17 protein-coding genes are annotated in these 20,461 nt (G+C 45.0%); 7 read left to right on the forward strand and 10 right to left on the reverse strand.

Translation table 11 applies throughout. The features are described 5' to 3' along the window. Positions 1-71: 71 nt before the first annotated feature. From porK to DN53_RS05865, 5 genes are all read right to left on the reverse strand, one after another. A complete protein-coding gene (porK, locus tag DN53_RS05845; protein WP_129653463.1) occupies positions 72-1,451 on the reverse strand; it encodes a T9SS ring complex lipoprotein PorK/GldK in 1,380 nt (459 codons plus the stop codon). A 119-nt stretch (positions 1,452-1,570) separates the two neighbouring features. Next, entirely contained in the window at positions 1,571-2,728 is a 1,158-nt protein-coding gene (locus DN53_RS05850; RefSeq protein ID WP_129653464.1) for a formimidoylglutamase, read from the reverse strand. A gap of 1 nt (position 2,729) precedes the next feature. Further along, a complete protein-coding gene (gene topA / locus DN53_RS05855; protein ID WP_129653465.1) occupies positions 2,730-5,219 on the reverse strand; it encodes a type I DNA topoisomerase in 2,490 nt (829 codons plus the stop codon). A 120-nt stretch (positions 5,220-5,339) separates the two neighbouring features. Further along, positions 5,340-6,605: an LVIVD repeat-containing protein gene (locus DN53_RS05860; RefSeq protein ID WP_129653466.1), complete on the reverse strand. Its 1,266-nt coding sequence runs from the start codon at positions 6,603-6,605 to the stop codon at positions 5,340-5,342. A gap of 60 nt (positions 6,606-6,665) precedes the next feature. Further along, a complete protein-coding gene (locus DN53_RS05865) occupies positions 6,666-7,400 on the reverse strand; it encodes a hypothetical protein (RefSeq protein ID WP_129653467.1) in 735 nt (244 codons plus the stop codon). A 126-nt stretch (positions 7,401-7,526) separates the two neighbouring features. Here DN53_RS05865 and miaB point away from each other — a divergent pair, with 126 nt between their 5' ends. The 7 genes from miaB to groL all read left to right on the forward strand — a co-directional run bounded on the left by miaB (position 7,527) and on the right by groL (position 14,224). After that, a complete protein-coding gene (gene miaB / locus DN53_RS05870) occupies positions 7,527-8,990 on the forward strand; it encodes a tRNA (N6-isopentenyl adenosine(37)-C2)-methylthiotransferase MiaB (protein ID WP_129653468.1) in 1,464 nt (487 codons plus the stop codon). Between the two features lie 3 nt (positions 8,991-8,993). Then, positions 8,994-10,265: a sigma-54 interaction domain-containing protein gene (locus DN53_RS05875; protein ID WP_129653469.1), complete on the forward strand. Its 1,272-nt coding sequence runs from the start codon at positions 8,994-8,996 to the stop codon at positions 10,263-10,265. After that, a complete protein-coding gene (locus DN53_RS05880) occupies positions 10,265-10,792 on the forward strand; it encodes an LptE family protein (RefSeq protein WP_129653470.1) in 528 nt (175 codons plus the stop codon). The genes DN53_RS05875 and DN53_RS05880 overlap by 1 nt, the downstream gene beginning before the upstream one ends. A gap of 5 nt (positions 10,793-10,797) precedes the next feature. Continuing rightward, entirely contained in the window at positions 10,798-11,694 is an 897-nt protein-coding gene (locus DN53_RS05885) for a hypothetical protein (protein ID WP_129653471.1), read from the forward strand. A 6-nt stretch (positions 11,695-11,700) separates the two neighbouring features. Further along, a complete protein-coding gene (gene secG, locus DN53_RS05890; protein WP_129653472.1) occupies positions 11,701-12,069 on the forward strand; it encodes a preprotein translocase subunit SecG in 369 nt (122 codons plus the stop codon). Between the two features lie 144 nt (positions 12,070-12,213). After that, positions 12,214-12,492, forward strand: coding sequence for a co-chaperone GroES (locus DN53_RS05895; RefSeq protein WP_116216218.1), 279 nt, complete (start codon positions 12,214-12,216; stop codon positions 12,490-12,492). A gap of 100 nt (positions 12,493-12,592) precedes the next feature. Next, on the forward strand, positions 12,593-14,224 hold the full coding sequence (groL, locus tag DN53_RS05900) for a chaperonin GroEL (RefSeq protein ID WP_129653473.1): 1,632 nt from the start codon (positions 12,593-12,595) through the stop codon (positions 14,222-14,224). Positions 14,225-14,525: 301 nt separating this feature from the next. Here the strand turns inward: groL and DN53_RS05905 are convergent, their stop codons facing one another. From DN53_RS05905 to DN53_RS05925, 5 genes are all read right to left on the reverse strand, one after another. Beyond that, a complete protein-coding gene (locus DN53_RS05905; RefSeq protein WP_129653474.1) occupies positions 14,526-16,262 on the reverse strand; it encodes an efflux RND transporter periplasmic adaptor subunit in 1,737 nt (578 codons plus the stop codon). A 1-nt stretch (position 16,263) separates the two neighbouring features. After that, positions 16,264-16,974, reverse strand: a complete 711-nt coding sequence (locus DN53_RS05910) for a PepSY domain-containing protein (RefSeq protein WP_129653475.1) — start codon at positions 16,972-16,974, stop codon at positions 16,264-16,266. Between the two features lie 3 nt (positions 16,975-16,977). Beyond that, positions 16,978-19,473, reverse strand: coding sequence for a heavy metal translocating P-type ATPase (locus tag DN53_RS05915; protein ID WP_129653476.1), 2,496 nt, complete (start codon positions 19,471-19,473; stop codon positions 16,978-16,980). Positions 19,474-19,540: 67 nt separating this feature from the next. Continuing rightward, entirely contained in the window at positions 19,541-20,092 is a 552-nt protein-coding gene (locus tag DN53_RS05920) for a helix-turn-helix domain-containing protein (protein ID WP_129653477.1), read from the reverse strand. 25 nt (positions 20,093-20,117) lie between these two features. Beyond that, the gene (locus DN53_RS05925; RefSeq protein ID WP_129653478.1) at positions 20,118-20,453 is read right to left on the reverse strand and encodes a heavy metal-binding domain-containing protein; all 336 of its coding nucleotides are present in this window, start codon (positions 20,451-20,453) and stop codon (positions 20,118-20,120) included. Positions 20,454-20,461: the final 8 nt, after the last annotated feature.

The following is a 20,461-nucleotide window of genomic DNA, read 5'->3' on the forward strand; positions in this document are numbered from 1 at the left end:
TTAATTAAGTTATATAAATAAGTATTTGGTTACTGGTTTATTTATATAATGTTCTCTCTAATTCTTAATTGTTATAATCCGCTTCTGCTTCCGTTGGTGGAATCCTCTTCACCCATATAGTCCTGTACGGTTCTGAAACCGATGTAACTTCTGGCGGAATCCTGATATTCATAATCCCTGGTACTCACCTGAAGGAAGTATGCCACATCCTTCCAAGATCCACCGCGGATCACTTTTCTTTGGTTTTGTCCTGAACCTACGTTGGGGTTCATGGTGGACAGGTATTCATAAGCTCCCTGATCAAAGCTGGAGCTGGTCCATTCCGATACGTTACCCGCCATATTGTATAGATTGTACTCGTTGGGCTCAAATGATTTGGCCTCTACGGTGTACAAAGCGGCATCTGCTGCATAATCTCCACGCTGTGGCTTAAAGTTAGCCATAAAACAACCGGTATCACTGATCACATAAGGACCACCCCAAGGGTAGGTACCTCCTTCAATGCCACCACGGGCAGCATATTCCCACTCGGCTTCGGTAGGCAATCTGAACTGGTTCACAAATTGTCTCCCACGAGACTTTTGATCATCGTTCTTGAATTTGGTCCTCCAGTTACAGAACGCTTTGGCCTGCATCCAGTTTACCCCAACCACAGGGTAATCACTATAGGCATCGTGCCAGAAGTAATCGTTATGCATGGGCTCATTATAGGAATATTCAAAATCCCTGATCCACACTGTGGTATCCGGATAGATCTCCAACTCCTCATGCTTGATAAACTCTTTTCTGCTACCAGCACGGGCTCGTGCTGCAGCCTCAATATCCATCCAGCTATACTTGTATTTTAGTTTGGTAACATCAATAGATCGTAGACCATTGTAGCTTTCTTCTTCTGAAAGATAAATGGAATCCATTACCTCGGCATAGTATTCATCTGGATACTCAGAAGTATCCCATACCAAATCCACATCTTTGTTCAAACCACGTCCCTCGTATCCGGTTTCCCCCAGACCAGCGTAGTTGTCCAACATATACTTGTCATAGACCGAAAGTTCAGTAGTATCCGTATCCTTAAAAGCATACTCTCCAATACCTTCATCTTCTGGGCTAATCCCCAACTCATCTGCCAAGATGGCCAATCTGGTCCGTACAATGGAATCCTTTACCCACTCCACAAACTGACGGTACTCACTATTGGTGATCTCCGTATCGTCCATATAAAAAGAACGTACGGTAACCGTTCTTGTGGGAGCATTCAATACTTTGGCCTGGTCTTCCTCGGCCTTACCCATAACAAAGGCACCTCGTGGAATCAGTTCCATTCCATAGGGTTTCTCGGGATGCCATTTCTTTCCAGGGGCCCCAACTAGTTCACCTTTCGACCTCGATTTAGAGCCGCAACTGCTAAGCAAAAAAACAAGTGCTATAGATGAAATGAATAGCTTTCTCATACTTTAGGTTAAATTTTCGATTCAAGATTATAAACGGTGCAACACAAATTCATTACTCTCAAAACTATTTTTTGAATAATTTATTGTGTAAGAAAATCAATGCTTAAAAATTAATTTGTTTAGTTAAGGCCCTTTCTATAGGCCTTGAACCACCTTTCTGGAATGTTCTGGTTGCAAGCATCCAAATAGTCCCCTTCGGTGCAAGGTAATAACGCCACCGAATTTGTTTTATTATGTTGGGGTAAAATTGATGGAACTTCCACCCACCAACGTTCGGTAACGTGGCTTTTGTAAAAGACCAGTTCCTCGGTATCCGTGGGCACGGTAAACTTAGTGAAGTCCTCACTCTTGGATGTGGGTTTTTCCTGAATCCTAAAACTCAACCCCTCTATAAAGTACCATATGATCTGGGCGATCATTTGAAAGGCCTGGTACGAGTTTTCCCCTTCGTAGATACCGAACAGGGATACGCGATCACTGATACCGGCATATCGGGCAATGGCACAGATTTCCCTTCCTGTAAAACCATTGGGGGAAAAGTTTCTGTGCGAGCCCATCTCGGCCGCCCTAATGGCGCGCAAATCCAAACTTACAATGTCACTGCTTCGTAAAACAGGTTCGGCCAATTCTATGTCAGAGGCTATTTCCCCCAACCGATAGGCATCAAAGAACAAGCGCTCCATAAGATCTATTTCCTCTTGGGCATTGAAATAGCTTTGGTATCCTATGTTGGAAAAATTGAAGAGATTATTGGGTTTGTCCGTGATGATACGGCTCATATAGGAATGGGAGGAAATCAATTCCTCATCCTCCCCAAAATCAAAACGGCTATCTATGGAGACCAGGTTCACCATATCCCTGATCTTGTCAAACGCCCTATAGGTGGGCAGGGTAATATCTTGGGTATATCCTATTATAATAGGTATGATGTTTTCTTCCAGCAGTCCGGCGGCGATTTCCTTGACCACAAAATAGGTATCCTCAACCGTCTCACCTTCCTCCACGTCACCGATATCGATGATGGTGGAGTTCCAATTGCCCATCATGAGCCGGTACAATTGAATCCGGATTTCCTCCAAATCCAATTTTTCCGTTTTCTTCTCAAAGGCATTTCTGGATTCCTTTACGCCGAAAATGGCCACATCGGCGTGGGCAAAGACGGGAAGCCCGTCCTTTTCGGTATGCATATGGATATTCTTTCCCAGTGCCTGCGGCGGCAACAATTCGGAAAATGCCAATACCTTGTCCTTGACGGGGACCAAAAAATCGAATGCCATATTATTTTTTCGCTTTTGCTTTTGCTTTGGCTTTTTTCTTAGGTGACTTCTTTTCCAAAAGGGCTTGGGCCTCTTCCAAGGAAATCTTTGTGGCATCCACATCCTTGGCGAGTTCCACCTTGATTCTTCCCTTTATGATATTATGCCTTCCCCATCTGGCCTTTTCTATCCGTATTTTTTCCTCTGGCCATTCTTGTACCAGCTTTTCGGCCTCCTTTTTCTTTTTATCCTCGATGAGTTGTTCAATATCGGATTGGGAAAGATTGTCAAAATCGTATTTTTTGTTCACATTGATGAACATCCCATCCCATTTGATGAAAGGTCCAAACCTTCCCGTGCCTTTGGTCACCTCTTTACCTTCATAGTTGGCAATCGGGGCATCGGCTTTTTCCTTTTCCTTGATCAGTTCTATGGCGCGGTCCAAATCCACATCAAAAGCACTTTCACCTTGGGCCAATGAGATGAATTTTTTACCAAAACGCACATATGGTCCATATCTACCTACATTGGCTTCAATTTCCTCTCCTTTATATTCCCCTAATTTTCGCGGTAATTCAAAAAGCTCCATGGCTTCCTCAAAAGTAATGGTGCCTATGGACTGGTCCGGCAAAAGGCTTGCGAACAAGGGCTTCTCTTCCTCATCCACGGTTCCAATTTGGACCATGGGGCCAAAACGTCCCAATCTGGCAGCTACTTGCCGTCCTGTTTTTGGGTCGGTACCCAAAACACGTTCCCCACTGGCACGTTCCGCATTTTCCTCAACCTCAAGTACATTGGGATGAAAATCCTTGTAGAAGGTTTTCATCATTTCTTGCCAATCTTCTTCCCCTGCGGCGATCTCATCAAAATCCTCCTCTACTTGGGCGGTAAAATTATAGTCGAGAATCTTGGTAAAATGGTCCACCAAGAAATCATTTACGATCATTCCTATATCCGTTGGCACCAATTTTCCCTTATCAGAGCCAACCATTTCAGATAGTCCTTTTTCGGAAATATCCCCTTCCTCAAGGACCAACTGTACATATTTGCGTTCTGAACCTTCCACGGTTCCTTTTTCCACATAACCCCTATTCTGTATGGTGGAAATGGTAGGGGCATAGGTTGATGGTCTTCCTATACCCAATTCTTCTAGTTTCTTCACCAATGAGGCTTCCGTATAGCGATAAGGCGCCCGTGTAAAACGCTCTGTGGCCGATATAAAAACATTCTGAAGGGCCTCACCGACCTGCATGGCCGGAAGCATGCCTTCCTGTTCCTCGGTCAAATCCTCTTCATCGGTACTTTCCAAGTATACTTTTAGGAATCCATCAAATTTGACCACTTCTCCATTGGCCGTGAATTCTTCGCTATGCGAATTGGCCTTGATCTTTACATTGGTACGCTCCAATTGGGCATCGCTCATTTGGGAGGCCAAGGTACGTTTCCAAATAAGTTCGTATAGTTTGGCCTGATCCCTTTCCAAGGAGGGCGACTGTAATTTCATATCTGTGGGGCGAACGGCTTCGTGCGCTTCCTGTGCCCCTTTGGATTTCCCGGTAAAGTTCCGTACCTGACTGTAGTTCTCCCCATAGTTCTGAACGATGGCCTCCTTGGCGGCACTCAATGCTTCGTTGGATAGGTTCACACTGTCCGTTCTCATATAGGTAATAAGTCCGGCCTCATACAGACGTTGGGCCACTTGCATGGTCCTACTCACCGAAAAGTAGAGTTTTCTGGATGCTTCCTGCTGAAGTGTGGAAGTGGTGAATGGGGGTGCCGGGGATTTTTTCGCCGGTTTTTTATCCAGATTCGCCACCGAAAAATCGGCTCCTATGTTTTGCTCTAGAAAAATGGCCGCAGCCTCTTTGGTGGGAAAGGTTTTGTTGAGTTTGGAAGAAAATACACTCCCATTTGCAGTCTTAAAATCGGCCCTGATCCTGAACGATGCTTCCGGGGTGAACCCTTCAATTTCCCGTTCCCTTTCCACAATCAAACGAACGGCCACGGATTGTACCCGTCCTGCAGAAAGGCCCGGTTTTATTTTTTTCCAAAGTACCGGGGAAAGCTCATAACCCACCAAACGGTCCAAGACCCTACGGGCCTGTTGTGCATTTACCAAATTATAGTTGATGTCCCGGGGATTTTCAATGGCCTTTTGGATGGCCGATTTGGTTATGGAATTGAAAACAATGCGCTTAGTCTTTTCCTTGTCCAATTTCAGCTCTTCTGCCAAGTGCCATGAAATGGCCTCTCCCTCTCGGTCCTCATCACTGGCCAACCAGATGGTTTCGGCCTTTTTAGCCAAGTCCCTCAGCTTTTTTACCAAGGCCCTCTTCTCCTTGTCCACGGTATATTTTGGCTTAAAATCGTTTTCTACGTCTACACCTAGTTCCTTGGAGGGCAAATCGGCAATATGCCCAAAACTGGATTCAACTTGAAACTCTTTTCCTAAAAAACGTTCTATGGTCTTAGCCTTTGCGGGGGACTCAACAATCACTAAATTCTTTGGCATGCACTGGGTTTTGTGGTAACAAAAGTATATCAAAATTTCGATTTTGAATTTTTTCCAAACTTTTGGGCAAAAAAATATCCCGTGAAAAACGGGATATTCAAGTGTAACATGATGTGTTTTTTAGTTAAGCCCTATCTGGCTGATGAGCTTTATTCCATCCTCCAAATACTCATATTGATACAGGACCTCATCCCCCACCATGATCAAATGATCTTCCAAGGGAATAACATCAAACGTAACAATATCTTCAAAATGATTTAACTCCTGAAGGTCATTGATATCGGTCTTGTCATATACCTTAAGACCTGAATCCCCATCACAGATAAAAAGTTTTTCATCCTTGATTCCCAATCCATAAGGTCCATCCATGGAATAGATAATGGCCAACTCGGGGTTTTCAATATTGGAAATATCCACTATGTACAATCCGCTTTCCGTAGCTCCACACCAATTGCCACCCCTTAGGGTAACATAGGCGTAGTCCCCGTCCACCACTACTGGGTCGCAAGCGGTACCATGCTCAAATTCAGAAACGAAAGTAGGTTCGGCAGGATTGGTGATGTCATAAATGTACATCCCCCGCATACTGCCCAAAAACAGATGGTTGCCCTTGTTGAAAATGGTCTCAATATCGAATCCGGCATAGACATCTTCCTTCTCTTCCGGATTGTCCAAATCGGAAATATTAAAAATATTGATGTTATGGCTGTCCACCGCATAGAGGTAATCGTCCACAATCTTAAACCGGGCCAAAGAACCGCCTTGTCCAGTTCCAACCCCTGCATCAGTGGCCATGTTGGCATCTTCAGCGAAGGCAATCATATAATTTCCGAAACGGGTCTGGTATTCCTTTTCGGTAAGGCGCTCTGAAACCACTTCCCAGCCAACAAGAATTCCATCCCCAATATTGTTAAACTCATCATATTCCACTACATCCGCTTCAAATGGAAAGAAACCCTGATTGTTGTTCAGTACATTTTTCAATCGGGCCACCTGATTGATAGTATTGATGTCCGAGATATCAAGAACCACCAAATCCATAAGACTGTCCGCATACAGATAATCGTCCTTGATGGAGATATCCACATTTCCAATAATTCTGATGAAACCAATTTTTACGGGTTGCTGTGGATTGGCATTGTTGATTACATGAATGCCCTGATACTTGTCATTGACAAAAATGTAGTCTTTATAGGTATATATCTTTCCAGATTCTTCAATGGGGCGTGGTGCTATCACATCCACACTTTCCGAAAATTCGGCCTGGCTCATCACAATGGGTTTGGCCACCAAGTACTCGGTATACTCGCCTTTAGGTTCATCGTCGTCACAGGAAACAAAAAGCAATAGGGTCAAGGAAAATAGGAATGGGATTTTCTTTTTCATGGGTATTGTTTTTTATTACCCTAGATGAAACCCTAAAAAGAAAGTTGCGCAAATTTTACCTTAAACTTCCATATCATCCTGAAAACCAACGGTATTCTTATAGATGAAATAGACAGGTATCTTACTCAACATGGCAGTGAAAAATACTCCCACGAAGCACAGTATCACTCCCAACTGGGCTACCAAACTTGTTACCAGGAGCAAGGCAATGATGATTCCCCAGTTTTTATTTCCCAAGGCAAATCCTCCCTTTGCCATCTCCATTCCTGTTAAATCTTCACCAAAGGCCAAGAAAGCGGGGAAGAGTGACATGGGAACAATCAAATAAATGATTCCCAATCCGCAGGTGAGCATCGCCAAAAAAACCAACCCCAACATGATAAGGGATAGCATCAGTGCCTTTCCCAAATATGGTTTTTTCAAATAGAAAAAGTAGGCGTCCTTTTCTACGTCCCCAAAATCGTTCTGCTTGCATATCCGCAGAAAGGCCGCATTCAAGCAAAGACCTATGGTCATTACCGCAAGGAAGAAAAAAGGCATCAACAAAAACATAAAAATCAAGGCCCCTGGAGGTGCCTGTCCATTTTCAAAAGATGCGGGATCGGTTATGCCATAGGCAATCAAGGGACTGTACAGAACAATATAAAAGGGTAGGATGGAAACAAAAGTCAAGAGCAAGGTAATAAATCCTTGAAGCCATACCTTTTTAAAGAGTTCAATGGTTGCATTGAATATGCTTCCAAAATCCAAGGAATTACTTTGTTCGATGCGTTGGGATAGATCAGTAAAGTTCATAATACAAATGATTTGGGCAAACCCTACATCAACATTAACCAAAAAACCTTAATGGATCACTAAAAAATACTGCCAAATTGTCACTAAAATGGAATAAGCATTATCTTTGCTGCCCATTGCAGAACTATGATCAAGGACGAAAGCGTAGAGAAAATAATAGACGAAAGCCAACAGGGAAGTACCCTGGCCCTAGAGAACAACGATAAAAACTCCCGTAAACTTTATATAGAAAGTTATGGGTGCCAGATGAACTTTTCGGATAGTGAAATCGTGGCCTCTATTTTGGCCAAGGAAGGTTTCAATACCACCCAGAAGCTTGAGGAAGCCGACTTGGTGCTCGTGAACACCTGTTCCATCCGTGAAAAGGCAGAACAGACCGTGCGCAAAAGACTGGAAAAGTTCAATGCCGTAAAAAGGACCAACCCCGGAATGAAAGTAGGGGTTTTGGGCTGTATGGCCGAACGTTTGAAGAGCAAGTTCCTTGAAGAGGAAAAAATTGTGGATATGGTAGTGGGACCCGATGCCTACAAGGATCTTCCCAACCTTATCCAAGAAATTGACGAAGGTCGAAATGCCGTAAACGTTATCCTATCCAAGGATGAAACCTATGGCGATGTGGCGCCGGTCCGGTTGAACTCCAATGGTATCAGTGCCTTTGTATCCATTACCCGAGGCTGCGACAATATGTGCACCTTCTGTGTGGTTCCCTTTACCCGCGGACGGGAACGCAGTCGTGACCCCCAATCCATTTTGGAGGAAGTGAACGACCTTTGGGAAAGAGGCTTTAGGGAAATTACCCTTTTGGGCCAAAATGTGGACAGTTACCTTTGGTACGGTGGCGGACTCAAAAAAGATTTTGACAAGGCTTCCGAGATGCAGAAGGCCACTTCGGTGAATTTTGCCAAGCTTTTGGAGCTTGTGGCCTTGGCCCAACCCAAAATGCGCATCCGTTTTTCCACATCCAATCCGCAGGATATGACCTTGGATGTGATTGAGGCCATGGCCAAATATGAAAATATCTGCAAGTATATCCATCTACCTGTACAGAGTGGCAGCAACCGCATTTTAAAGGAGATGAACCGCCTACACACCCGGGAGGAATATTTTGAGCTTATTGACAATATCAAAAAAATTATCCCCGATTGTGCCATCAGTCAGGATATGATCACTGGTTTCCCTACAGAGACCGAAGAGGATCATCAAGATACCTTGAGCCTCATGGAGTATGTGAAATATGACTTTGGGTTCATGTTTGCCTATTCTGAACGGCCCGGAACCTTGGCCGAGAGAAAGATGGAGGACGATATTCCTGAAGCCGTCAAGAAAAGACGCCTTACGGAAATCATCGAAATACAACAAAAACACAGTCTGTACCGCACCCAGCAACATGTGGGCAAAATAGAGGAAGTCCTTATTGAAGGGCCCTCCAAAAAATCCGATGCCCACTGGATGGGCCGGAATTCGCAAAACACGGTGGTGGTCTTTCCAAAGGAAAACTACCAAGTGGGTGATTTTGTGAACGTAAAAATCAATGATTGTACCTCTGCCACACTCCTCGGAGAGGCTTTGGAATACTCAAAGAACAACTAATATATGGAGAATGTTCAATCCATTAAACAACGGTTTGAGCTCATTGGCAATGATGTCAAGCTCAACCGTGCCATAGAAAAGGCCATCCAAGTAGCCCCCACGGACATCTCGGTTTTGGTGACCGGCGAAAGTGGGGTGGGAAAAGAGGCCATTCCCAAGATCATCCATTCCCTATCGCACCGCAAACACGCCAAATATATTGCCGTAAACTGTGGGGCCATCCCGGAAGGGACCATAGACAGTGAATTGTTTGGCCACGAGAAAGGGGCCTTTACCGGAGCCACCCAGACCCGAAGCGGATATTTTGAGGTAGCCGATGGTGGAACCATTTTCTTGGACGAGGTGGGTGAACTTCCCCTTACCACTCAGGTGAGATTGCTCCGCGTTTTGGAAAATGGTGAGTTTTTAAAAGTGGGATCTTCCCAAGTCCAAAAAACGGATGTTAGAATTGTGGCCGCCACCAACATCAATATGTTCGAGGCCATTAAAAAGGAAAAGTTTCGGGAGGACCTTTACTATAGATTGAGTACTGTGGAAATTGGCATCCCCCCCCTTCGGGAACGCAGGGAGGACATCCATTTGCTGTTCAGGAAGTTTGCTTCGGATTTTGGACAGAAGTACAAAATGCCCACCATCCGACTGGAAGACGATGCGGTTCAATTATTATTGAAATACCGTTGGCCGGGCAACATTAGGCAATTGCGGAACATAGCGGAACAGATTTCGGTGCTTGAGGAAGACAGGAACATTTCTGCGGCAACCTTGAACAGCTACCTGCCCAGTTCCAGCGGTTCCAATTTACCAGCAGTGGTGGGGCAGACCAAAAAGGAAAGCGATTTCAGCAACGAACGGGAAATCCTGTACAAGGTTCTGTTCGATATGAAAAGTGACCTCAACGATTTGAAAAAACTGACCTTGGAATTACTAAAACATGATAATTCCGAAAAGGTACAGGAGGAAAATGAGACCTTGATCCGTAAAATTTACGGAGGCAAGGAAGAAGAGTTTGAGCAGGAAGAAGAGTCCATGGCCGAGGTACTGCACTTGCCGGAACCCGTAGTGGAAAACCCGGTGGTCGTGTCCCAGCCCCAAGAAGACCGGTACCATTTTGCCGAGGAAATCCAAGAGGAAGAAACCCTATCTTTACAGGAAAAGGAAATAGAGCTGATCAAAAAATCCTTGGAACGCAATCGCGGAAAACGCAAGGCCGCCGCAACCGAATTGGGCATTTCGGAACGGACTTTGTATCGAAAAATAAAACAATACGATCTGTAATGGGATTTATGAAAAAAAATGGTTTTAAAGTTGGGCTTTTAGGGTTGATCATCAGCTTTTATAGTTGTGGGGCCTATAATTTTTCAGGAGCGGACATAGGAACGGCCACCAGCTTTCAGGTCAACTTTTTCCAGAACTATGCCGACCAAAGCCCTGGTTCCACCATTGTGCCCGGACTAGATCGTGATTTTACACTGGCCCTACAGGACATGATCAACAACCTTACCAGTCTATCGCTCACGGGAAGTAATGGAGATTTATTATACGAAGGTGAAATTGTGGAATACAAGGTCATCCCCATGACGGCAACCTCGGACCAAAGAACGGCCCAAAACCGATTGACCATGAGCGTGAATGTTCGGTTTTACAATACCACAAAGGATGACTCAGATTTTGAACGCCGGTTTTCCTTTTTCTATGATTTTGATGCAGCGGCTTCTTTGACGTCGATCCAAGCGGCAGCACACGAGGAAATTTTTGAACGCCTTACCCAGGACATTTTCAACGCGTCCTTAGGAAATTGGTAATGATTATGAATGTATCGGATTTTATACATATTCTTCAAAAATCGAACACGATCCTGTCCCCAAAGCAGACCAGGGAGTTGGAAGACATTATTGAGGAGTATCCCTATTTTCAAGCCGCACGGGCACTGCACTTGAAGGGGCTTAAAAATCTGGACAGCTACAAATACAATGGGGCCCTAAAAGTGGCCGCGGCCCACACGGCGGACCGTGAGGTATTGTTCGATTATATCACATCCCAAGAATTTGTACAGAACAATATTGCCGACACCATTGCCGGAAGAGGAAGTAAACTGGAAGATCAAAATGCCGTTTCAGAGGAAATTGAACCCAGTGAGACCGTAAAAGCCATGCTGGTGGATGCCGAAGAAGTGGCTTTGCCCCAAAACCTTCAGGATGCCGAACAAATATTGAATCCGGCCCTGTTCAAATCCAAAACCCCCGAAGAACCTGTTTCGGAAGAAACCAAGGAAGAAGAACCCACTCCAGAAGCCGAACTGCAATTGGGCAAGCCCATTCCCTTTACCAAAAAAGAGAAGCATTCCTTTACCGAATGGCTCAAACTCACTTCCAAACATGAAGCGGAGGAGCCCCAAGAGGCACAGGAGGTCATGGAGGAGCTGGAGAAAAAGAAAAAATTTGAGCTCTTGGACAAGTTTATCGAGAACAATCCCAAAATTGTCCCCACAGAAAATGCCAATGCCAAGGTGAATATCAAAGAGTCCACCAAGTTCGATAAAAACGAGCTTATGACAGAGACTTTGGCCAAGGTATATCTGGAACAAAAGAAGTACAAAAAGGCCATTCAGTCCTTTAAAATATTGAGTTTGAAATATCCAGAAAAAAGTGGTTTCTTTGCAGACCAAATTCGGGCGGTGAAGAAGCTGCAGAAAGAAAAAGAATAATATACAATGAGCACGTTTTCCATTTTTTTGATATTGATCATTATCGTGTGCCTTTTGTTGGTCTTGGTCATCATGGTCCAAAACCCTAAAGGTGGTGGGTTGTCTTCCTCTTTCGGAGGTGGCGGAAACCAAGTTGTTGGTGGTGTAAAAAAGACAGGGGACTTTTTGGATAAAAGTACTTGGACCCTGGCCACTTTGTTGATTGTTTTGATTTTGCTTTCCAATGTTTCCCTAAAGGGAAGCTATAGCCAAGCAGATTCCAAATTGTTGCAAGGTGATGGTACGGAAACAGCTGTTCCGGAAGCGCTTCCTGAAGAAGTTCCAGAGCAGGTTCCTGCGGCAGATACCACAAATCCCGCTGACACGATCAACTAAGAACAATGACAACAGATACAAAAATGCCAGCTTGAATGACAAGCTGGCATTTTTGTTTTCCATAATGTCAGTTTTTGGGCAATGGCATAATTTCTGCCCCAATATTTCGAGAATTTTAAAAACAAATACCTAAAAAGTAAAAATATGGCTAAAGTAAGCATCAAACCATTGGCGGATCGGGTCTTGATCGAGCCTCTTCAGGCTGAGACCAAAACTGCCTCCGGTATCATCATTCCAGACAACGCAAAGGAAAAACCCCAAAAAGGCAATGTAGTTGCCGTTGGCCCTGGTACCAAGGATGAAAAAGTGACCGTAAAGGTTGGAGATACCGTACTCTATGGAAAATATGCCGGAACCGAACTTAAATTGGACGGAACGGATTATTTGATCATGCGCGAGAGTGATATTTTGGCAATAGTGTAACCAACATGTCATTCCCGCAAAAGCGGGAATCCATCTAGAAACCAAAAAGTATAACCCAAACGATTCCTGCCTCCGCAGGAATGACAAAACAAAATATAAAATGGCAAAAGACATTAAGTTTGATATAGATGCACGGGACGGCCTGAAACGAGGCGTTGATAAATTGGCCGAAGCCGTAAAAGTAACCTTGGGTCCCAAGGGAAGAAACGTGATCATCAGCAAATCCTTTGGCGCTCCCCAAGTGACCAAGGATGGTGTATCCGTTGCAAAAGAAATTGAATTGGAGGACGCCCTAGAAGATATGGGTGCCCAAATGGTGAAGGAAGTTGCTTCCAAAACCAATGACCAGGCCGGTGATGGTACCACTACTGCCACGGTTTTGGCCCAAGCGATTGTAAAAGAAGGTTTGAAAAACGTTGCCGCAGGTGCCAATCCTATGGATTTGAAACGCGGTATTGACAAAGCTGTTGAGGCTTTGGTGGCCGATTTGGAAAAACAAGCCAAAAAAGTAGGTAGCGATACTGACAAAATAAAGCAGGTTGCCGCTATTTCTTCCAACAATGACGATACCATTGGTGATCTTATCGCCACTGCTTTTGAAAAAGTAGGTAAAGAAGGTGTTATTACTGTAGAAGAAGCCAAAGGTACCGACACTTACGTAGATGTTGTGGAGGGAATGCAGTTTGACAGAGGTTATCTTTCTCCTTACTTCGTGACCGACACTGACAAAATGATTGCCGATTTGGAGAGTCCTTACATTCTTCTTTTCGACAAAAAAATCTCCAACCTACAGGAAATCCTTCCTATTCTTGAGCCTGTTGCGCAATCAGGAAGACCGTTGTTGATCATCGCCGAGGATGTTGAAGGACAAGCTTTGGCCACTTTGGTAGTGAACAAATTGAGAGGTGGTCTTAAAATTGCCGCTGTGAAGGCTCCTGGATTCGGTGACAGAAGAAAAGCCATGTTGGAAGACATCGCCATCTTGACCGGAGGTACCGTTATCTCTGAGGAAAGAGGTTTCTCTTTGGAAAATGCTTCTTTGGATATGTTGGGTACTGCCGAGACCGTAACCATCGATAAGGACAATACCACTATCGTAAATGGTTCAGGAAAAGCGACTGACATCAAAGCTAGAGTAAACCAAATCAAGGCGCAAATTGAGACTACAACCTCAGATTACGACAAGGAAAAATTGCAAGAGCGTTTGGCCAAATTGGCTGGTGGTGTTGCGGTATTGTACGTAGGTGCTGCCTCTGAAGTGGAAATGAAAGAGAAGAAAGACCGTGTGGACGATGCTTTGCATGCTACCCGCGCCGCCGTTGAAGAAGGCATCGTTGCCGGAGGTGGTGTTGCTTTGGTTCGTGCCAAGAAAGTCCTTGAGAAATTGGAAACAGAATCTTTGGACGAAACCACGGGGGTACAGATTGTGGCCAAGGCCATTGAAGCTCCATTGCGTACCATCGTTGAAAACGCTGGAGGCGAAGGTTCTGTTGTAATCTCCAAGGTTTTGGAAGGTAAGAAAGACTTTGGTTACGATGCCAAGGCCGATCAATATGTTGACATGTTGAAAGCTGGAATCATCGACCCTAAGAAAGTGACCCGTATCGCTTTGGAAAATGCCGCTTCGGTTGCAGGTATGATCTTGACCACTGAGTGTGCATTGACCGACATCAAGGAAGATACTCCTGCCGGACCTCCAATGGGTGGCGGCGGAATGCCAGGAATGATGTAATATCCAATAGGATTTAAAATAGGAACGCCCTGATTTTCATCAGGGCGTTTTTCTTTCTTTTCAGTTATGGCCCTTTGGGCCAAAAAACCACAAGTTACTTCTTCTTACCAGTAGCTTGGGTAGTCTTCTTGGCATTGCTTTTTACAGCTTTGGCAGGAGATGACTTTCCAGTTGACTTCGCTTGTTTCATGAGTCAATAAATTAAAAACTGAAGTAAATGTATATCAGTTTTCAATTCCATGATTTTTATTGGCTAAATATTAACTAAACTTACTGAAAAATATTTTTTAATATTTGATTATCAATTAATTACACTTACAACACTTCCGCATTTCAGCATAGCTTCACCGTAATAAGGATTTTTGATTTCGGCATCCAAACTCAGCCAATTTGCCCCATTGTTTTGATTGGCCATGGGACATTGTTGCACATATAGTTTTACATTCAAACCTTGCATTTGTTGCCCAACTTGAATCATATTTTGGGAAAGAAGAACAAATGCATCCCGTTGACCTTCCAAATCACTTTTTGAAGCCATATCCTTAAATTGTATGGCCAATTGTGACATATGGCTCTTCCCCATACCATCCATTGGCAAGCCCGAAATGGTTGAGGCCATGCCCACTCCTTTTTGGGCAAGTTTTTGGGTCTGCTCCGGATCCGAAGCAACCAGAGCATCCTTTAGCTCCAAATATACCTGCAATAAATCTCCAAACTTATTTTGTGCCTCTTCGGAAAACTCCATTTTCATATCACCTCCCATGCTTGAATGATAATCATGATTCATTCCCATGGTTTTTCCCTCTTGGTTCATCATAGATTTTTTCCCTTGGAGCTGTGCAGCCGCATCCACGGTGAAGGCACCCTTGGCGACAACCTCCTCCCCTGAACTCAATCCAGCGGCTATCACATAATTGCCATTGACCAAATTTCCCAAGGTCACTTCGCGCATCTCAAAAATCCCTTCTTCAGAATTTGGCTTTACATAAACCACCGAACGTTCCCCCGTCCAAAGAACCGCACTTTCCGGAACGGTTAGGGCTTTGGTTTCGGTATCGTTCTCCAATTGGATTTCGGCCGTAACAAACATCCCGGGCTTCAGCATTCCTTTTCTGTTATCCAGATTCGCACGCACCTCAAGGGTCCTAGTGGAACTATTGAGCAAGGGGTCTACAAAGGAAATCTTTGCGCTAAAAGTTTCATTGGGGTACGACTTTGTCCGCACCTCAAGGCTTTGTCCTTTCTTAAGCAGTGACAATTGGTTCTCGTAGGCATCGAAAACGGCCCAAACCGAATTTAAGTTGGCCACTTTCACCAAAGGTGAGCCGGTGCTTACATAATCCCCTTCTTCGACCATGATTTCCGAAACCACTCCCGAAACATTGGCATATACCGGGAAATTCTCACGTACCTTTCCGGAACTTTCAATTTCATTGATTTGATTTTCAGAAAGTTTCCAAAATGAAAGCTTGTTTCGAACCGCGGCATAAAGCGCCGGTTGGGAAGCCTTTAAATTGGCCGCCGTAATCAATTCTTGTTGTGCAGCGACCAGCTCGGGAGAGTAAATAGTGGCCAGTTGTTGCCCCTTTCTCACCTCTTCGCCTTCAAAATTGATGTTGAGCCTTTCTATCCTCCCATTAAAGTAGGCCGATTGCACCGCGTCCGCCTCTTGGTTTATGGCCACTTTTCCAGAGAGTTTCACACTGCCTTCCCCTGTCATCCCAGCCCCCACGGTCACCGTTTCCACACCAGCGAGCGCCATGGCATTGTTGGACATTTTGATCTGTCCCATGGCAAGACCTTCATCTGAAGAGCTGGCCGGAATCAAATCCATACCACAGATAGGACAATCGCCAGGTTCCGGCTGCATGATCTGTGGATGCATGGAACAGGTCCACATTTGACCGGATGCCATTTCCTCGCTATGATCATGTACCTCGGTAGAACCTTCATCGCTAGCGTTTGAACCAAAAATCAGATATCCTAAAAGAAGCCCAACCACGGCTGCAACTGCAACAAATACATTATTCTTTTTCATGCTATTTATTTTTTTGTTTAACCACTTTTCGAACGGATGGGGAAGACGTGAACCAAAGTAAGAAACCACTCAATACCGTAACCAGTCCCAATAAAGAAAACCCCCTGAGCAACAGGGTATTAAAATCGTCACGTCCTTGATAGTCCATCGTATGTGTCATCCATAAAAAATCAAACCAACGCCAATCCCTATGCCGTACCGTTTGAAAGGCCCCATTGTTCAGTGCCACATATGCCTTTAATTCTTCAGAAGTTGCATACGAAATTTCATACGCAGGCAAGGGTCTTCCTCGATACTCGTGATGTGGCCCTACTTCATTGATCTGGACAATGGAACTGACCTTAAGGTCAGGGCGCATATGATCGGCCGCCACTTGTAAGGCCTCTTCTTCACTTACACTTTTCTTTTGTTCCCCGGTTTTGGCATTGAACAACTGTGCCCCATTGATCCAATAATAGGGTTGACCAGCAATCTCCAAAAGCTCCATGGACGCTATCTCTTCAACACCGTTTAGGCTATCCGTTCCCAAAAGATTGGAAAACGATGTGGCCTTGGGCGGCATTTGTTTGAAATGGTCTCCATGGATTTCATCAATATCCGTCCAACTGAAATACATCCCACTGATGGTCCACATCAGGAATTGAACCCCCAAAAAGATACCCAAGTACCTGTGGGTTTTTCGAATTTTGATTGCTGTTTGTCGTTTTACCATTATTTAGTCGATTGATTTAGTTCGAAGTCTGAGTGCATTGGCAATGACCGATACGGAGCTAAAGCTCATGGCCAAGGCGGCTATCATGGGAGAGAGCAACAATCCAAAAAACGGATAGAGCACCCCCGCGGCGATAGGAACCCCCAAAGTGTTGTACACCAAGGCAAAGAATAGGTTTTGCTTGATATTGCCCATAACGGCACCACTCAGGTTGAATGCCTTGACAATACCATGCAAATCTCCCTTCACCAAGGTAATGGAGGCACTTTCCATGGCCACATCGGTTCCTGTTCCCATGGCAATCCCAACATCACTTTTGGCCAATGCGGGGGCATCATTGATCCCATCTCCGGCCATGGCCACCACCCTACCTTGGGACTGCAATTTCGATACTTTTTTAAGCTTGTCCTCGGGCAGCATCCCCGCTTCAAAATCAGACAAGTGAAGTTCATTGGCCACAGCTTGGGCCGTATCCCGATTGTCGCCAGTAAGCATGATCACACTCACCCCTTTATCCTGCAACGCCTTGATGGCCTTTGCACTGGTTTTCTTGATGCGATCTCCAATGACCACATAACCCGCTGCTTTTCCATCGATGGCCAAATAGGAAACGGTCTTTCCTTGCTGTTGATAGGTTTTTACCTCAGCTTCCATCTTTTCGGACACCTCTATGTCCATTTGCTGCATCATCTTGTGGTTACCCAAAGCCGTCTTCTTCCCATTTACGGTTCCTTGGACCCCTTTTCCGGTAACAGCTTCAAAGCCATCAGCCTTTAAAAAATCAATATTCTTTTCCTTTCCGAAGTTCACAGTGGCCTGAGCCAAGGGATGCTCGCTAAGGTTGTTCAAGGAAACCATGTATTGCTGAACCGTGTTCTCATCATTGTCACCGAATGTTCCCACTTTTTCAACGGTGGGTTTCCCTTCGGTAATGGTACCGGTCTTGTCCACAATAAGCGTATCCACCTTGTTCATCTTTTCCAATGCTTCGGCGTTTTTGATCAGCACCCCATGTTGGGCCCCTTTACCCACCCCTACCATAACGGACATGGGCGTGGCCAATCCAAGGGCACAGGGACAGGCAATGATCAATACAGCGATGGCATTGACCAGCGCATATACATAGGCGGGCTCAGGTCCCCAAATGGCCCAAACACCAAACGTGACCACGGCTATGGCCACCACAATGGGCACAAAATATCCAGATACGGTATCCGCCAATTTTTGAATAGGCGCCCTACTGCGACTGGCATCGTTCACCATTTTAATGATTTGGGACAATAGGGTGTCCGACCCCACTTTTTCAGTTTTCATCAAGAACGAGGTATTCCCATTGATGGTACCACTGCTGACCTTATCTCCTTTTTCCTTGTTCACAGGAATGGGTTCGCCCGTGATCATAGACTCATCTATGGCTGTCTGACCTTCCATCACCACACCATCCACAGGAATCTTTTCCCCGGGCTTTACCCGCAAAATATCCCCTAACTGGATGTCATCAATATGCACTTCCTCCTCTTCCCCATTGACCACCCTGACCGCTTTGTTCGGGGCAAGCTTCAATAGCTCCTTTACGGCGGAATTGGTCTTGCTGTGGGCCCTAGCTTCCAATACCTGACCCAAAAGCACCAAGGTAAGGATGACTGTTGCGGCCTCAAAATACACGTGTACCGTACCCGCTTCTGTCTTGAACTGTTCCGGGAAGAAATCCGGAAAAAGCATCCCAAAAACACTGAAAGTCCATGCCACTCCGGCACCAATACCGATGAGGGTGAACATATTCAGGTTCCAGGTCTTTATACTTCTGTAGGCGCGCTCAAAAAACATCCAAGTGGCATAAAAGACCACGGGCAGGGACAGGGCAAACTGCACCCAGTTCCAATATTTTTGTGACAAAATGGTGTACAATGGGTTGTTGGACACCATTTCACTCATGGCAATCAAAAAAATGGGCAAGGTAAATGCCAAGGCCAGCCAGAATTTTTTGATCAATTTTTTATACGTTTTCTCCTCTGCTGAAAGATCTGACTTTTTGGGGACCAAATCCATCCCACAGATAGGGCAGCTACCGGGTTCGTCCCGAACAATTTCCGGGTGCATGGGGCAGGTCCATTGTTCTGAGGAGGAAGCGGACAAATTCTGTTCCTCTACCAAATCCATTCCACAGACCGGACAATCACCAGGCTGGTCATAAGTTTTGTCCCCTTCGCAATGCATGGGGCAATAAAAGACCCCGGTTCCATTTTTTACCGTTTGCTTTTCCTTGGGTTTAGGTGGATGGTGATGGCCCGGCATATGGATGCTATATCTTCCACCATCCTTTTCCAAAGCTTGTTGAAACCGTTCCAAGGGAATATGTTCCTCCATGGTGATCACGGCTTCGGCCTTTTCCAAATTGACCTCTGCGGAAATTACCCCGTCAACCTCAGAAAGGGTTTTCTCCACGTGGCCCCTGCATCCGTTACAGGTCATTCCGTGTATGTGATAGGTGTGCTTCATTGTTTTTGTTTTTATGTCGAAACTACCGCATCCTCCGGTCAACTACTTTTACAATTTTGGTTAATTGTTATACAATTTGGTCCCAAGCCTTTCTGTCCCACTGCTGAAGTTTTTGATATTCCCCCATGGACATTCCGGTGATGGCCTTGAACTGCTTGGCCAAATGGCTCCCACTGGCATAGTTTAGATCATAGGCAATCTCTGAAAAGGTTTTGTTTCCCATTTGGATCTGTTCCTTGGCCTTTTCAATTTTAAGCCTGATGAAAAACTTTTCAATGGTCATCCCCTCGGTGGCGCTGAAAAGTTTGCTTAGCACCGAATATTCCTTTTTCATTTTGTCGGACAGATACTCCGAGAGATTCCGGTCCACCCCATGGTTCAAAGCCATGAGCACATGCTTTTTGATTTCAGCAATGCGGGTGTCGTTTGGATTCTCGATCAGCTCAAACCCATTGCTGACCAAAATCTCCCGAATATCGTCCATGCGATGCGATGCATCAGCCAAGAACTGGATCTCACCCAAATCCATTTTCACCACGGCAATGTCCGCCTTTTGAAACTCGTCTTTCAAAACGCTCTTGCAGCGGTCGCACACCATATTTTTGACTTTAATGATCATAATGGATGGGTAAAGTTCTTGAAGCTTAATTATGGGTATGCCCGTCCTTCATATGCTCCGTATTCAAAACATAGGTCATGCCACAAACCGGACATTTCCCTTCTGTATCACTACCACTGCCTTCGCAGTGCATGGGACATACATACGTGGATGTATACTCCTTGCCTTGCATATCCTTGGTTTCCATATCGCCCATGTTATGATTTTCATGGTTCATGTTGTCCATATCATGCCCTTCATGCTCCATGGTCGCTTCGGTGGAAGCTTCCTTTGCTTCCTCTGTTTTTCCCTTACAAGATATGGTCAATACCAATGCTGATGCAAATGCGATTCCGATAATTGTTCTGATGTTTGTTCTCATTTTTGTTG

It is taken from the genome of Flagellimonas olearia (genome assembly GCF_004150225.1).
In the GTDB taxonomy this organism is placed as follows: Bacteria; Bacteroidota; Bacteroidia; order Flavobacteriales; family Flavobacteriaceae; genus Flagellimonas; species Flagellimonas olearia.